The following is a 16,186-nucleotide window of genomic DNA, read 5'->3' as shown; positions in this document are numbered from 1 at the left end:
CGAATTACATGCTAGTGAAAAAACAGCCAATCATTGCAGCCACGATGCTGCTCGGCCTATGGGCGACCCGCTCGCAGGCGTACCAAGTCTGGATGGGTACGCACCTGATGGAATCGTCTGTGGCAAGCAATCTGGGCGACTGGGCGCTGACGGCCAGCCTCTTGGACGGAGTGAACATCAATCGTGCGCCTGACGACACCAATCCCGCCAGCAACGATGACTGGCGGACGATCCTCGGGCAGGTGGGCCACGTCAGTAACACGATGACCGAGATCGCTCGATCGTCATTGACGCGTAACCCTAGCCAAGTCAATGAACTGGTGTTTGATGAGATTGAAGCGGAGTTGCAGCATCAGTTCCAACTTGCGAACATATTTAATTACGACATCGATCACCTCATGTTCTACGACAATGCCACCACCTACCAAGGTACGCAATATAACTATAGTTGGACGGAAACCGAGGTGCAGTATATGCGCGACTGGCTGGACACCAACGGTCATCAAGACATCAGTCTCATGTGGAACGCTCGCAATTTCAGCCAGGCAAATCAAAACTGGAGTGCGAACTCGCTGGTCGATCACGTGATGATTGAGGGCAGCGCCGATGACTTTCTCAACAATTCCAACAACAAGACCACACTGCTGAACTGGCTCTGGACCAATCCCAATACGATCAACAAAGACGTCATCCTGCAGATCCCCCGCTCTGAAAACTCGATGACGCAGTATGCCTCGACGCGACGCGTAGCGGTCAAACTTGGCCAAGAGCTCGGCTATGAGAACGGCATGCAGTCCGACCGACTGGTCTTTCTGCCGGTCACCTACAACGACAATTATGATTACCTCCCAGAGACAACTTCTAATGGCACGTCCTACACCGATTCGCTCACCAGCCTCGCGCTCTCGCTGATCGAACAACGACCCCTATTCGAGGGACGCACCGGCATCCCAACCAACGCCCTTGCCGACAGCTTTGTGCGGGACGTGATGGAGCCGATGCCGCCTGACTATGGCCCTCTGATCGCTGGTTGGGAGACTTGGAGCGAAGTTGCCGCCGATACCTGGAATGCCACCCAAGCTACTGGAGTCACGGCCCAAGCGGTCGGCACGCCTGAGGCAGGAGGCTCGTGGTTCAACTTTAACAATGCTACTGTCGAAAATGGGGCCAGCAGCGACGGGCAATATGGAGCCTTAGGTCCTACTGGGGCCGATTCCTCTGTTGTCCTCCCGACTGATGGTGTGACTTTGTCGAACGGTTTCGATGGGTTCATCGACTTTACGCTGACAGACACCACGGGAACCGCAAAGGCCCTGACCGGGTTTCATTTTGACCTAGGTGCTTTTCGTGCGAATGCCGCGACAGACTGGGAACTGGAAGTGCTGGCAGGGGGTGACATTACTGCAGGCTTTTTGGCAACGGGAACGGCGACCGTAAATCAAGGACCCATCCAAGACGATGAGAGCATCGATCTCACGGGCTTGGCTGACAGCACGCTGGAGGCGAATGGCACGGTTACTTTCCGCCTGAGTTTCACCGGAGGAACAGCTCCTGAAACGACGGCAAGTGGTCATCATTTGTTTTTGGACAATGTTGGGGTAACCGGACTGACCCTCGGCGTTCCCGGCGACTTCGACCACGACGGCGATGTCGATGGGGCCGACTTCTTGGCTTGGCAGCGCAATGATGCCACTCCGGCTGGTCTCGCGGCATGGCAAAGCAATTACGGTGCCCCGGCAATGCTGGCTGCTTCTGCAGCAGCGATTCCTGAACCCAATGCGAGTATGCTAGTTATTATCGGCATCATTTTCAGCCTGTTGTCAGACAGGTTTCAGTGTAACAGAGCGAAAAGGTAGTTTTTCATGCAGAAGAGGCAACATAGTATGAGCAATGAAAATTTAGTTGTAACAAGATCGGGTCCGCTTTATCTGATTCGGAGGTTACCAGCCAGCACAATGAGCTTTTTCATCGGTCTTCTCATTTGTCAGTCGATCCCTCAAGCGACAGCGCAGCTTAGCGTTAGTCCTTTGTTCGATATGTCACCAGATTCTAATGCATTGGTGTTGGCCACGGGAGGAAACTTCAGTACGGGAATTAATGGCAGACCGTTTCAGCAGGAGGCCCTCATCACGCACGAGGGCTATCAGTACGCCAGCTGGTATCACAATGGTGCCAATCAGGATATTTACATCGCGCGTCGGGATTTGAGTGGTAACACGTGGGAAACCATCGACACCGGTTTCAACATGATCCATGGAAACCAGAACTGGGATTCTCACAATGTAATTTCTATGGGCATCTCCGGCGACGGACGAATCCACTTGTCCTTCGATCACCACGTTGATGGGCTACGCTATGCCACCACGAATACCGGTGTCGCAACAAGTTCCGGAGGCGTTTGGAACAGTTCGATCTTTAATTCGGAGCGAAACTCACTGAACGTAGGTGGTTCTACAATCCCACGAGTCACTTATCCCCGATTTACCAACGTAGGCGACGATCTGGTCTTTACTTATCGCGATTACGGCAGCGGTAACGGAGACCACAGAATAGCAGACTACAACTCGCAAACGGGGCAATGGAGTAATACTCGGTTTGTGACTAAGGGAAGATCAACGAACCAAACTTATGACGACGTCAATAATAATCCCTCGAACGATCGCAATTCTTACCACAACGGATTCCATGCCGACAGTACCGGCAGGTTACATACGACTTGGACGTGGCGTGAAGGCACCCAGGATGGAAATCATGACATCATGTACGCCTATAGTGATGACAAGGGAGTTACCTGGCGGAATAATGCGGATGTGCAAGTAGGGACAAATAGCTCACCGATCACATTAAATTCTCCTGGCATTGAGGTTGTCGATCTTGATCGTCGCCAGGCATTGATCAACCAACAAGGGCAGATCGTCGATCATGAGGGTGGCGTTCACGTGCTGATGTATCACCGTCGACAAGAACCGGGTTTTGAGTGGCAGCCGGGTGATGGGACTTTCTTCACGGGTGATTCCGCTTACCACCATTATTACCGTGACCCATTGACAGGTGTTTGGGACGTTAACCGATTACCCGTGGACACACCGGTAGGAGAACGCCCCAGGATCGGTGTGGATAGCCAGGGCAATCTTTTCGGTCTCTACACCCAAAGCGACGACCTAGTCATCGCCGGAGCGGAGAAAATCACGGGCGGTTATGCAGACTGGGAGATTCTCTACCGAGACCAAACCCGCAATTACACAGGCACACCGTTGCTAGACAACAAGCGATTGTTTGATGAAGGGATATTGTCAATTTTCGTTCAAGAAGAAGCCACGAGCAGTCACCCTACCAATCCGACCGGGAGCCCACTGCACATTCTTGAATTCAGAACCGTCGTACCTGAGCCGCCTACCTACGGCACTCTCATCGCCGGCTGGGCCACCTGGGATAGTGGTGCTACCCCCACTGCATCCGTAACTGCGGCCGGTGTTACTGGGTCAGCTGTGACGACCACTGAAGGGCTCAATTGGCATACAACTGACGGGCGGGGCGCAAGTGCTGACGGTGATTGGGGAACCTTTGCGGGCCCCCCAACAGCAAGCACTGTAGCCGGGGATGGTGTGCAGAATGAAAACCTGGAGTTGCCTAACGCTACCACCGGCGGCACGATCACTTTCACGATCACTAACAACGGCACGGAAGATTTGGAATTAGACGGCTTTCATTTTAATGCCTACGCCTTCCGTCCCAAGGCAGCCCGAGCCTACGAATTGAGCGTTGCTTCGGGAGATATATCCAACGGCGTGATTTACACATCCGCCGACGACGAGATCACTCACGTTGCTGGTGCCTGGGACAACTATGCTCATGACGACATCAGCCATTCCTTGTTAGGACTTGCCGACAACACACTCGAAGTGGGTGGCAGCGTCGATTTTTTGCTGGCTTTCTCGAGTGGAGACGGTGATGGTTCCGGCGGCCACGATCTGTGGATCGACAACGTCGCGATCACTGCCGTGGTTCACTTAATCTCCGGCGACTTCGACAACGACGGCGATGTCGACGGGGCCGACTTCCTGGAGTGGCAGCGTAACGATGGCACACTCGCTGGGCTTGCAGCATGGCAAAATAATTACGGTGCCCCCTCGCTACTGAGTGCTTCATCAGCAACTGTGCCTGAGCCAAATAACTTGCTGTTGATGCTAATCGGTATTGCGTTCTTAAGGAGTCGACGCCAATGAGTGTTTCCGGTCACCTTTCAGCCCTTGCATCGCAAGGTGGTATCCTGGTAGATCAACCGTCCATCGGCGAAACAGACGTCGATGGCTGCTATAAACTCGGATCCTAAGGTGGAATCGACAACGTTGTGATCGGAGCGATTAGTGTCCGCATTTCCACCTTACGCAAAAAGATATCGGTCATTTCGATGACCACCAAAGCAACCTGTACCTCTGGAATTCGATGAGCAAAACAACCAATATCGAGGCAGCTTTTCAACTCGCGCAAGAGCAATATGATTCGCTTGGAGTGGACGTCGAAGCCGCATTGGATCGATTGAGATCTGTTGCAATCTCGATTCACTGCTGGCAGGGTGACGACGTTGCCGGATTTGAAGGAAACGTTGGCAATCTCGGCAACGGGCTTGCGGTCACGGGTAATTACCCCGGACGCGCTAGGACGTCGGGAGAACTTCAGAGCGATCTGGAGTTGGCTTATTCACTCATTCCTGGTAGGCATAGATTGAATTTGCACGCCCTCTACGGTGAGTTCAACGGCCCGGTCGGTCGCGACGAAATGGAGATCGAACACTTTCAGAATTGGATTGACTGGTCACGAAGCCAGGGGGTGAGTTTGGACTTTAACCCAAGCTATTTCTCGCATGACAAGGCGGCTGACGGGTTTACGCTAGCGCACTCCGATCCAAGCATCCGACATTTCTGGATTGACCACGGAATCGCGTGTCGCAAGATTGCCGCAGCAATGGGCGCAGCGCAGGGCAACCCATGCATCAACAATTTCTGGGTGCCCGACGGATACAAGGACACCCCGGCAAATCGAAAGGCGCCACGTGAACGATTGGCTGCGTCGTTGGACGCAATCTTCGCAGAGCCTCTGTCGCCAAGTCACACGCTAGATGCGGTTGAGAGCAAACTGTTCGGCATTGGTAGCGAAAGCTACGTTGTGGGATCTCACGAATTCTACATGGGCTACGCGATTTCGAGAAACAAAGTTTTGTGTCTTGACGCCGGACACTTTCATCCAACCGAGGTGATCTCAGACAAGATTTCTTCCACTTTGATATTCGTCCCAGAGCTGCTACTACATGTCAGTCGTGGAGTTCACTGGGATAGCGACCATGTAGTGACCTACAGCGATGAACTTCAAGCGATCATGCTGGAGATTGTGCGTGGTGGTTACTTGGATCGAGTACACATCGGACTAGATTTCTTTGACGCTAGCATCAATCGTGTCGCCGCATGGGCGATCGGAACTCGTAACGCACTGAAGGCTTTGCTCGCTGCATTATTGGAACCGACCGCAACGCTGCAACGGCTTGAGCGAGACGGTGACTACACAGCCCGATTGGCCTTGATGGAAGAGCAAAAAACAATGCCGATAGGCGCTGTGTGGGATTACTACTGCCAATCAGCCGATGTTCCGATTGGTGCACATTGGTTAGAGAAAGTGCGGCAGTACGAGGCCGACGTGCAAAGCAAAAGAAGTCCAGGGATGCACGCGCAGCAAGTATGATTTCCCCACACCAATGAGTTAGGAACGAATCACCAACCATGGCAGCACTCGTGAGAGAAGTAACTTCAAGCTCAGGCAGGGAATTTGAACGTGAACCGGTGCCAGACTCAGCTCTTTTGGGTTCGGGCAAGTTTTGGGGCATGTACGCGGGGGAACACGCGGCGGGCACAGAGTTTATGATCGGGCCCTTGTTTCTGGCAGCCGGTGCCAGCCTATCCGACTTGATCTTGGGGTTGCTCCTAGGAAATCTCTTATCGGTTCTGACTTGGCGTTTTTTGGTGGTGCCAATCGCAGTGACCAAGAGATTGACTTTGTACTACCAACTGGAACGCATCGCCGGCAGCTCGCTGGTCAAGTTCTACAACCTTGTGAACGGACTACTGTTCTGTTTCCTGGCTGGAGCAATGGTGACCGTTTCCGCATCCGCAGTGGGTGTGCCGTTTGAGATCACTTTCCATGTGCCAGCCGACATGTTTGGTTTGAGTAGTCCTTCATTCACAGTCTTGGTTGCGATTGTTGGTGTCGTTATCGCGGTGGTTGCCGCAGGGGGATACGAAACGGTCGCCTGCATTGCAAATATTGCTGCGCCCTGGATGATTGTTGTATTCGCAGCCTGCGGAATCGTCTCGCTGGGACTAATGGAAGCAACCAACTTGAGTGCCCTGTCGGAAGGCAAGTACTGGACGGACGCAATTGCTTTCGTACAAGAGAAAAATGGCCCGCAGAAGTTTGGATTCTGGCAGATTGTTGTCTTCGCCTGGTTATGTAATGGAGCGATGCACTTGGGAATGGCTGACCTCTCCATCTTCCGTTTTGCTCGCAGCAAAGCATCCGGGTGGGCGCCAGCAATTGGCATGTTCCTCGGGCATTACATGGCGTGGATAGCTGCCGCGTTGATGCTGGCGGCGCTCATCAAGCTCCAGCCCGAGTTAGCTCTAGGATCAGACGGCAAGATCAATGCCAATCCCGGGTTGCTTGCGTTCCAATCACTTGGGTGGACCGGCATTATTTGTGTGGTCATCGCAGGTTGGACCACCGCGAATCCGACGATTTATCGCGCCGGATTGGCGTTCCAAGGCGTGCTACCAAAAAGCTCACGCACAGCAATGACGTTGGTTGCCGGCGCAGTCGCAACCATCGCCGGGGCCTTCCCGAACTTGTCGGCTCAGTTGCTTGGGTTCGTTGGAACCTACGGCACTGTGCTTGGCCCTATGGGAGCGGTCATCTTCGTCGACTTCTACCTGATGAAGAAGCTTGGACTTCGTGAGGAGTACGCTATTCATAGCGGAATGCAAGTCAGCATAGCGGTGATGATCGCGTGGCTATTGCCGGTTGCAGTGGGGCTTTATCTGATTTTTCAACATGGTTTGTTTGCTGCATACGCTGTGATTCCCTGCTGGTTCGCGTGCGGAATGCTGTATCTCGTTCTCAGCAAGATCACGCAAGATTCTGCTGTTACTTCATCGTAATTCATCATGCGATTATGCAGCCGAGTCTTAACTAATGGAACTGAAATGAATACGGTCAGAATTGCTTCTCTGATATCGCTTGGTTTTGTTATTGTTCCTTGCTTGCTGTACTTCACCGGTGCGATTGGCCTCGACGTTGTCAAATGGTCTGCGCTGGCCGGTACTATTGGTTGGTTCATCGCCACACCGGTTTGGATGAGCCGAAGATTACCTGTGGATGCGACAGAAGTCGAAATTTGAAGTCGTTTTGATTTTTTGGAGAAGTAAGGTCTCTCCCAGAGAGAAAGGGATGTTGGCGTGAGCAAAATGCGAAACCTTATCCATCCACGAGACAATATCATACGTACGATGGACCGCATTTACCGCTATCGCATGACAACAACTTCAGGAGGCAATCTGTCGATTCGTGACGACAACGGCGACATTTGGGTAACTCCGGCACGTGTTGACAAAGGCAAGTTAACACGCAACGACATTGTCTGCGTGCGTGCCGACGGCACGATCGATGGCTTGCATCCACCCTCCTCCGAGTTTCCGTTCCATAAGGCGATCTATCAAGTACGCCCCAATATTCATGCGATAGTTCATGCACATCCTGTCGCGCTGGTGGCGTTTAGCATCTGTCGGCAGTCACCAAACACTCGTCTCTTTCCTCAGGCGCATAGTGTCTGCGGCGAAGTCGGATTTGCCCCCTACGCGTGTCCTGGCAGCGAAGCACTTGGAAAAAGCATTGCTGGCACATTCTCTGCCGGATGCGATAGTGTAATCCTGGAAAACCATGGCGTGATTGTTGGTGGTCCTGATTTGGCTCGTGCTTTCGAGCGATTCGAGGCGTTTGAATTTGCAGGAAAAATACTCGTAAAAGCGAATCAATTGGGAGAAGTTCGTTTTCTAAATGACGACCAATTGCAACAAGCAGCCGCTCGTGGTGTGGATTTTGTTTCTTACGCCCCAGCTGCGGCATCTGCACACGAACTAGAACTACGAAAGCAACTTTGCGAATTCGTTCAACGCGGATGCCGACAAAGACTTTTCATCAGCACAGAGGGCAGCTTTTCTGCACGCGTAGACAATCACTCCTTTCTAATCACGCCGACACAGAATGACCGTGAGAAACTTTGCGTGGAAGACCTTGTTTTGGTTCAAGGTGACCAGAGAGAATCTGGAAAGCAGGCAAGCCGAGCTTCACGGGCCCATCAAGCAATCTATGAGAAACATCTGCAAGTGCAAGCAATTGTTTTTGCTCATCCGGTCAACGCAACAGCCTTCAGTGTGACGAATGAGTCGTTAGATGTACGCACAATCCCCGAAAGCTACGTTTTCTTGCGAGACGTCCAGCGAGTGCCATACGGGATCCAATACCGCGACGATGATCGTATCGCCGATTTCGTAAGCGCTAAGAACCCAGCTGCCATTTTGCAGAATGACGGAGTTCTCGTCACAGGCTCAACGGTATTGGATGCCTTCGACCGATTGGAAGTACTTGAGTCGACTGCCGAAGCTGTGATCAACGCCGGTGCGATCGGCGAAGTGTCAGTCATGTCAAGCGATGTCATCAACGAACATGGTACGGCCTTTAACCTGAACTGAGATAAACACGGTGGAACTAGAATACGACACACGGTATCCGAGTGTTGATGACCTGCGTGAACGAGCGCGACGGCGAATTCCTCGATTTGCGTTCGAGTATCTCGATGGCGGGTGCAACGAGGATGTGAATCTACATCGCAACACTGCAGATATTCGCGATGTCGAATTGATACCGCAGTATCTGGCCGAGCATCGTGGCAGTGACATGCGAACGAAGCTGTTCGGCCATACTTACTCTGCACCATTTGGAATCGCACCGGTTGGCTTGCAGGGATTGATGTGGCCAAAATCTCCCGAGATACTTGCTCGCGCAGCATTTAAGCACAACGTGCCATTTGTTCTTAGCACAGTGTCCACTGCAAGTATCGAAACAATTTCCGAAATAACCGAGGGGCAAGCTTGGTTTCAGCTGTATCATCCCGCCGAGGAAAGCGTCCGCGACGACATCATTAGACGAGCCGAAGCAGCTGGCTGTCCCGTTCTAGTCATCCTTTGCGACGTACCAACATTCGGCTATCGGCCACGCGACATTCGCAATGGTTTGGCAATGCCTCCGAAAATGTCGGTCCAGAACATTCTTCAGATTTGTGGTAAACCCAACTGGGCCATTCATACACTCCTTCATGGCCAGCCTAATTTTGAGACGCTTCGTCCTTACATGCCAGCAGGCCTTAACCTGAAACAACTTGGAGCGTTCATGAACAAGACGTTCTCGGGACGTTTGAACGAAGAACGAATCAAACCGATTCGAGACATGTGGCCCGGCAAATTGGTGCTCAAGGGCGTTGCCAGTGAGGCGGATGCCGACCGAGCAATTCGCTTGGGGCTCGACGGCATTATCGTATCCAACCATGGCGGACGACAATTGGATGCTGGGCAATCAGCCATCAAACCGCTTGCTTCGATTGCAGAGAGTTTCGGTGATCAAATCACCGTGATGATGGACAGCGGGCTGAGGTCTGGGCCGGACATCGCTCGCACTATGGCTTGTGGAGCAAAATTCACCTTCATGGGACGAGCGTTCATGTACGGAACGGCTGCCCTAGGCAACCGTGGTGGTGACCATACGATCGCAATCCTAAAACTCCAGTTACAGCAGGTGATGGAACAAATTTGCTGCGAGAGAACAGAGGACTTCCCCGCTTTTCTTGTCCGATCCGAAATAACTGGGTCGGCTGGGAGCACCATGAGCAACAGATGAGAAGACAATGGCCTGTTTGAACGAGATGGTTAACAACAAAGTAGTCAGTTATTTCCTGGCTCGTCCCAATCATCCCGCCTAAGAAAAAATGAGAACTCAGACTGCCTTAGTTCCTTTAGACTGGTTGAATTGTCTATGGAATACACATTCTTCACGCACTGCCAGGCGATCTTGTCTAACGTTCTGGATTCTTCCGTGACTTGGTGTGTTCTGGCATCGCCACCGAACAACGTACTAATTAACTCGCATCTGTTCCGTGACTAGTTTTCGCCATTTTCAAGACAACTCCAGATTCTGTGATTTTTAATTGCAACTTGCTTACAAGGAAAAGAAAAACATGAAACCGAATAAAATCAGAGCCGTATTCGTAACGCTCATTGCGTTGCTCCCGCCCCTAGTTCCAACGACTAAAGTGACTGCTGCAGAAGCGCCACCCAATATTGTCTTGATATTATCTGACGATCAATCCTGGACCGACTACGGATTCATGGGGCATGAGGCCATAGAGTCGCCCAATCTGGATAAGCTCGCGCGGGAAAGTGTGACGTTTCGTCGCGGGTACGTGCCTACTGCCCTGTGTCGGCCGTCACTGATGACGCTGGTGACTGGACTTTATGCACATCAACACGGGATTACTGGCAACGACCCCGCTCCCACCGCCGCGAACCGCGCGCACGCTGAGCGAACAGGGACTGATGCCCGTGAGATGTTGATTGCAAACATCGACAAGCATCCTACGGTCCCGCAGATGTTAGCCGAGAAGGGATACCTTAGCTTTCAGTGCGGAAAATGGTGGGAGGGTAGTTACGGCCGTGGCGGATTCACGCACGGGATGACGCGTGGTTTTCCCGAACGAGGCGGACGACACGGCGACGCTGGCCTAAAGATTGGCCGCGAAGGAATGCAGCCAGTTTATGATTTCATCGAGACCGCGACAGCGGCTGGCAAGCCATTCTTTCTATGGTATGCACCGTTCTTGCCACACGAGCCACATGATCCGCCCGAGCGAATCCTGGCGAAGTACAGGAAGGAGGGTCGACCGAAATCGATTGCGGCCTATTACGCGATGTGTGATTGGTTCGATGAAACCTGTGGGGAGCTACTCGATCAGCTAGATGAAATGGGAATCGCGGATAATACACTGGTGATATATGTCACTGACAATGGTTGGATACCAAACCCAGACAGCGGGGGCTTTGCCGAACGTTCCAAACTTAGCCCGTACGAGGGGGGCACGAGAACGCCAATCATGTTTCGATGGCCAGACAAATTGAAGCCGGACGAGCGGCATGAACTTTGCAGCAGCATTGATATCGTCCCAACTATTTTGGCGGCGGTAGAGGCAGAGATCCCGCACAATTTGCCAGGGCTCAATCTGCTGCCCAGTTTGCAAGAAGGAACTCCGATCAAGCGAAATGTAATCTTTGGTGAATCGTTTGCACATGATATTGCCGATATTGAAAACCCACAAGCGTCACTCCTCTATCGTTGGGTGATACGCGGTTACGACAAGCTTCTGCTCACTTACGATGGCCAACCGGGGAAGTTAAAGTTTCCACCCCAAAGCGGCGAGCCGCAGTTATTTGATTTGCAGGCCGACCCAAAGGAAACTGTCAATCTGGCATCTCAGAAACCCGAGTTAGTGAAGGAGCTGCGCGGACTGCTAACCGAGTGGTACCCGGTGACAGACCGCAAAGTAGATGCGATCGCACCCAAATAACGCGATCCTGAGCAAAAGCCCTCCCCGTAAAAGACCCTCTCCGTAACAATACGCGTGCGAGCGCATTTCAGAAGTCGTTATTGGCAAAGGACTTGCTGAGTTCGAGTCCCTTTCGGTAGCTGCCGCGCGATCGGGACGGTCTTCGAACTTCTCAAATGCATGACACGAGGAAGGCCTACGCGCGAATGCGTAAAGAGCATTGAAAACAAGAGGTTTTCATCACAGCGCGCGAGCGCATTTCCCTTCCCTACCTAGCGGTCAACTGGTGACCGGTACCACAGTAAGTACAATTTAATCGAGCTTTGCTGTGGCGTGCTGGAGAATCACTGGAACGGTGCCTTACTCTCGTCGGCCGAAACTGTGCTGAAATGGTCCAGCACCATGAAATGGCGTGGCGTGGTACCCATTGTCAATTTTGTGGACTGTGAATAGCGTTTGAAAAGTGCGGCGCTTGGCGGTCGAAAAGTACAGCGCTAGGTAGTTGTGGGGATTGTAACATACCTTCCCGCTTAGGTCACGATTGCTCCTTGGTCTTCTTTCGACGTCTTCGCTGGGCGTCCTTGAGTCGATAACTTTCGCCAGTGGTTTCGATGATTTGGCAGCGATGCGTAAGCCGATCGAGGGCGGCCCCCGTGAGTCGCTCACTGCCAAGCACTTCGGTCCAATTCTCGAATGGCAGGTTTGTGGTGACAATAAGACTCTGCCGCTCGTAGGCAGTGCCGATGATGTCGAACAGTAGCTCGGCTCCCACCTTGCTAGCCGGCACATACCCCAGTTCATCCAGGATGAGCAGGTGTTGCTTGGCCAATTGACTGCGTAGTCTCAAGAGCAGTTTCTCATCCCGAGCCTCAATGAGAGTGGTGATCAGCTCGGTCACCCGGAAGAAGCGAACCTTCTTGCCCGCCAGGCAAGCAGCCATTCCCAGCGCTGTGGCCAAGTGAGTCTTTCCGGTGCCGCTAGCGCCGACCAAGATCAGGTTCTCTTGTTTCTCAAGATACTCTCCCTTGATCAGCTCCAGCACCAACGGCTTGTTCACCGAAGGTTGGGCGGTAAAGTCGAACTCATCGAGCGTCTTGTGGGCTGAGAACTTCGCACTCTTGAGGCGACGCTCAGCAGCGCGTCGTTCTCGCTCCACCAGCTCCAACTCGCACAGCGATAGCAGGAACGCCAAGTGATCGAGATTCTCACCAGCACAGCGAGCGGCCACCTTCTCACACTCCCCATGCATGGTGGGCAGTTTTAGCTGCTTGAGGTGATGCTTTACCAATACGGTCGATTTCGTTTCGGTCTTGCTCATGATGCGTCCTCCGTAAGCAGTGTCTGATAAGCAGAAACGTTCGTTTCGGTCACGGCTACCATCTTCAGGTGAGGACGACCTGCAAGCGAAAACAGTCCCACGGGCGACTCGCGTCGATGCTCAAGGATGACACGAATGCTATCGGCATCGTGGATGCCAATGTCGAGGGCGTACTCGATGGCCTCGGTCAACTCCTGGACCGAAGTAGATTCCAACAGCCTGAGAGTGCGAATGTACTCACGGGTTCCCAGGCCCTCGGGCTCGGTCTCCATCCGCCTTCGCAAGACTATAAAGCAGGTAGGAAGATCCCACTGCTCCATTGGCTTGGCATGGTCCAGCCCTCCGGGCTTTCGTTCCAAGAGCGCGAGGTAATGCACTGGGTCAAAGACGTGTTTTTCTCGACCCCAGTGTCGTGAATGCCTAGCGATTAGCTCTCCCTGAAACGTCAAGCGAACTTCATCAACACTCGCCACGATGGTGATCTGCCGATGAGCGTATTTTACAGGAACGGAATATCGGTTCGTATCAAACTGGACCAGCGACAGCGAGTTAGCACTCGCCCCGGTGACCCTTCTGGCGTCAAACGCTTGCCGAGGCAAGTCTAGCATCTTAGCGAGTTCTTCTCGGAGAAGTTCTCGCTTGCTCGCCGATTTACCACGTAAGGTGCGGTCCAGATCGACGCGGCAGCGTCGCTCTAGTTCCTCGTTCAGTTCGGTGAGCGTATTCGCCTTGGGAATCGGTACTAGAAAATTGCGTCTGCAATAGCCCACCAAGTTCTCGACGTGCCCCTTCTCATTGGCTCGACGAACCAAACAGAAATGAGATTCGAACAGGTAGTGACTCTTGAGTCTCAAGAACTCACTGGTCAGCTCACGCTGACGACTGCCGGTGATCTTCGTCACAGCAATTTTTAGATTGTCGTAGCTGATCCGTGTCGGTACGCCACCGAAGAATTCAAACGCTCGCTTGTGACCTTCTTGAAATGATTCGGTACATTCGCGCGGAAACGCCTGCAGGTAAAAGGCGTCACTGTAAGGCAAGGTGATCACCAGCAAGGCAACTTGTTCACGCTCGCCTGCCAAATCCACGTAGGCATAGCCGAAATCAACTTGAGCTTGTCCCGGTGGATGAGACAAAGGTAGAAAGACTTCCTGGGTTGTTCGCTTCCATTCACGCACCGCAATGCGAACACTGGTGTACCCACCGGGGTAACCATGCTCATCGCGCAGACGATGAAAGATGCGTGTGGCTGTGTGGCGTTGCTTCTTCGGCGCCTGCTTATCCGAGGTGAGAATCTCGTAGATGATGGGCAGAAACGGTTCTAGCACCGGCTTGCTTCGTGGCTTGCACTGCCGATAGCCGGGCGGCTCGTCATGCGTGAGCATCTTCGACAGCGTATGCCAGCTGATGTCATATTCGCGGCAAGCCGCGCGCTTACTCAACTCGCCGGTGAGTACCCGGCGACGAACTTCGGTCCATTGTTCCATGTCAGCGTACACTCCTGCGCCTTTCTGAGAATCTGGAGAAGATAAGGGCTAAAGCCCGTATCTTCCCAAATTCAAAGAACTGCACATCTGTGCGCTGCAAATTTCAGTTGCCAAATCACCCCGCCAAGCGCCGCACTTTTCGAACGCTATTCACAGGCCGTCGAAAAAACTGCCACCCCATGCTTAGGACCACGCGGCAGTTCTGCTTAGCGAGTATCGCGATCGCAGCGTTGACGACTAAGCTAATCTGTCATCCCATACGCTGAAAACCTGCAATTCGGAAGTGCTTTCTTCAGTGATTTGGCTTGTTCTAAAGTATAAGAAATTTTTTGCAGGGAAAGCTCTTTAAGGCCCTTGAGTTCCCCTATCGAAGTGAGATCGCGGATCGGCGAGCCATAAAGACTCAAGTATTTTAATTTCGCCAGACCAGCAAGCGATGCGATGTCATTGACTGATGTGTTAGTGAGCCGAAGATTTTCCAGGCTATTGAGTTCAGCAAGCGGCGTGAGGTCGCGGGTCGGCAAGTCATTAATTTCTAACTTTTTCAAATTCGTCAGCCCAGCTATCGGGGTCAGGTCATGGACGGGTGAAAAACACAGTTTTAAGGATTCCAAATTGTGCAGCCCAGCAAGTGGCGTCAGGTCACTGACGGGCGTTTCCCAAAGGCATAAATGTTGCAAATCCGTTTGTTCCGCAAGCGGCGTCAGGTCGCTGGCAGACGTACACGAAAGGGAGAGACTCTTCAGATTCTTTAGGCCAGATAGTGGAGTCATGTCGGTGACAGACTCACCTCCAAGAAGGTCCAGCGTCTCCAACTTCTTGAGCCTAGCAAGTGGAGTCAAGTCGCTAATAGAAGTACTCGAAAGCGTCAACCATTTCAGGTTCTTGAGTCCCCCAAGTGGAGTCAGATCTCTTAAGTCCTTATTTCTAAGTTCCAGCAGTTCCAAGTTCTTCAGGCCAGCAATGGGAGAGACGTCGCTAACAGAAGTGTTTGTGAGCCAGAGCCTTTCTAGATTATTGAGCTCGGCAAGAGGTGTCAGGTCATTTACGTACCTGTGCTGTATACTAAGAAACAACAAGTTTTTTAGTCCAGCTATTGGACTGAGGTCGCACTCAGAAGTATCTCGTTTTCCCTGCTGACCATGACCATGGGGAAGATCTACCCAGTGGACAATATTATCATTTACAACGGAAATCCTCCCTCCGAGGACCTCGTGTGCCAAGTCACGCCACCAACCTTGTGGTTTGTGCTCCGAGTCCAGCCTCCACGAATCGTAAGGCCCCAGATAAAAAACAGATAACCCTTGCTCTTCGAGCTTCTTTCCAATCTGGTGCTCGAAATTCGACTGGCTCCGTTGTTTGGCTATCCAGCCAAGGGGACAGGCCGCCAGCGTGATGAATATTAGGAGGCTCCGCACGCTGAAGCGAAACCAGCGACGTCGAGTTGGTGTGGTCTCGGTATTGAGTGGTTGCACATCGGGCGTCATTGGAGAGTGCCTGCTGTGGTTTTGCGGGAGCAACCTACGCTACTCTGGGCAGTAGCAGTAAGTACTGTCAATTTGGCAATTGGGTAGAGCTCTTTGAAGTTTTTTGATTTGCTCACCGCTGATGTAAGTTCTACCGTGGACGAACTCTACCAGTTTCTTTAGCTTTCCTCCATCAGAAGTGACCATCTTAAGCCTCCTT

At 52.4% G+C, this 16,186-nt stretch carries 11 protein-coding genes and 1 pseudogene; 9 read left to right on the top strand and 3 right to left on the bottom strand.

The genetic code is table 11. The features are described from left to right. The first annotated feature begins 8 nt into the window (after positions 1-8). The 9 genes and pseudogenes from Pla144_RS09175 to Pla144_RS25515 all read left to right on the top strand — a co-directional run. A complete protein-coding gene (locus tag Pla144_RS09175; protein ID WP_146450316.1) occupies positions 9-1,856 on the top strand; it encodes a hypothetical protein in 1,848 nt (615 codons plus the stop codon). A 27-nt stretch (positions 1,857-1,883) separates the two neighbouring features. Beyond that, positions 1,884-4,226, top strand: coding sequence for a BNR repeat-containing protein (locus Pla144_RS09170; RefSeq protein WP_197530523.1), 2,343 nt, complete (start codon positions 1,884-1,886; stop codon positions 4,224-4,226). A gap of 220 nt (positions 4,227-4,446) precedes the next feature. Next, positions 4,447-5,736 carry an L-rhamnose isomerase gene (locus Pla144_RS09165; protein WP_146450314.1) on the top strand — a complete coding sequence of 430 codons (1,290 nt, stop codon included), beginning with the start codon at positions 4,447-4,449 and terminating at the stop codon, positions 5,734-5,736. 38 nt (positions 5,737-5,774) lie between these two features. Next, on the top strand, positions 5,775-7,205 hold the full coding sequence (locus tag Pla144_RS09160; RefSeq protein ID WP_146450312.1) for a hypothetical protein: 1,431 nt from the start codon (positions 5,775-5,777) through the stop codon (positions 7,203-7,205). 45 nt (positions 7,206-7,250) lie between these two features. Then, positions 7,251-7,445 carry a hypothetical protein gene (locus Pla144_RS09155; RefSeq protein WP_146450309.1) on the top strand — a complete coding sequence of 65 codons (195 nt, stop codon included), beginning with the start codon at positions 7,251-7,253 and terminating at the stop codon, positions 7,443-7,445. 66 nt (positions 7,446-7,511) lie between these two features. Beyond that, positions 7,512-8,795 (top strand): class II aldolase/adducin family protein, encoded by a 1,284-nt coding sequence (locus Pla144_RS09150; RefSeq protein ID WP_391580962.1) that lies wholly within the window; start codon positions 7,512-7,514, stop codon positions 8,793-8,795. A 10-nt stretch (positions 8,796-8,805) separates the two neighbouring features. Beyond that, positions 8,806-9,996, top strand: a complete 1,191-nt coding sequence (locus tag Pla144_RS09145) for an alpha-hydroxy acid oxidase (protein WP_146450304.1) — start codon at positions 8,806-8,808, stop codon at positions 9,994-9,996. A gap of 337 nt (positions 9,997-10,333) precedes the next feature. Continuing rightward, positions 10,334-11,716 carry a sulfatase family protein gene (locus tag Pla144_RS09140; protein WP_146450302.1) on the top strand — a complete coding sequence of 461 codons (1,383 nt, stop codon included), beginning with the start codon at positions 10,334-10,336 and terminating at the stop codon, positions 11,714-11,716. 285 nt (positions 11,717-12,001) lie between these two features. After that, positions 12,002-12,148, top strand: a pseudogene (locus Pla144_RS25515) (ISAzo13-like element ISMae28 family transposase); the annotation flags it as partial. Positions 12,149-12,230: 82 nt separating this feature from the next. Here the strand turns inward: Pla144_RS25515 and istB are convergent. From istB to Pla144_RS09120, 3 genes are all read right to left on the bottom strand, one after another. Then, complete coding sequence (gene istB / locus Pla144_RS09130) at positions 12,231-13,013, bottom strand: IS21-like element helper ATPase IstB (RefSeq protein WP_146450269.1); 783 nt, start codon at positions 13,011-13,013, stop codon at positions 12,231-12,233. Next, positions 13,010-14,500, bottom strand: a complete 1,491-nt coding sequence (gene istA, locus Pla144_RS09125) for an IS21 family transposase (RefSeq protein ID WP_146450299.1) — start codon at positions 14,498-14,500, stop codon at positions 13,010-13,012. The genes istB and istA overlap by 4 nt, the downstream gene beginning before the upstream one ends. 242 nt (positions 14,501-14,742) lie before the next feature. After that, positions 14,743-15,723 (bottom strand): leucine-rich repeat domain-containing protein, encoded by a 981-nt coding sequence (locus Pla144_RS09120; protein WP_146450296.1) that lies wholly within the window; start codon positions 15,721-15,723, stop codon positions 14,743-14,745. Positions 15,724-16,186 lie beyond the last annotated feature (463 nt).

This window comes from Bythopirellula polymerisocia, assembly GCF_007860015.1.
In the GTDB taxonomy this organism is placed as follows: Bacteria; Planctomycetota; Planctomycetia; order Pirellulales; family Lacipirellulaceae; genus Bythopirellula; species Bythopirellula polymerisocia.
This window is presented reverse-complemented; position numbering and strand designations above follow the sequence as displayed.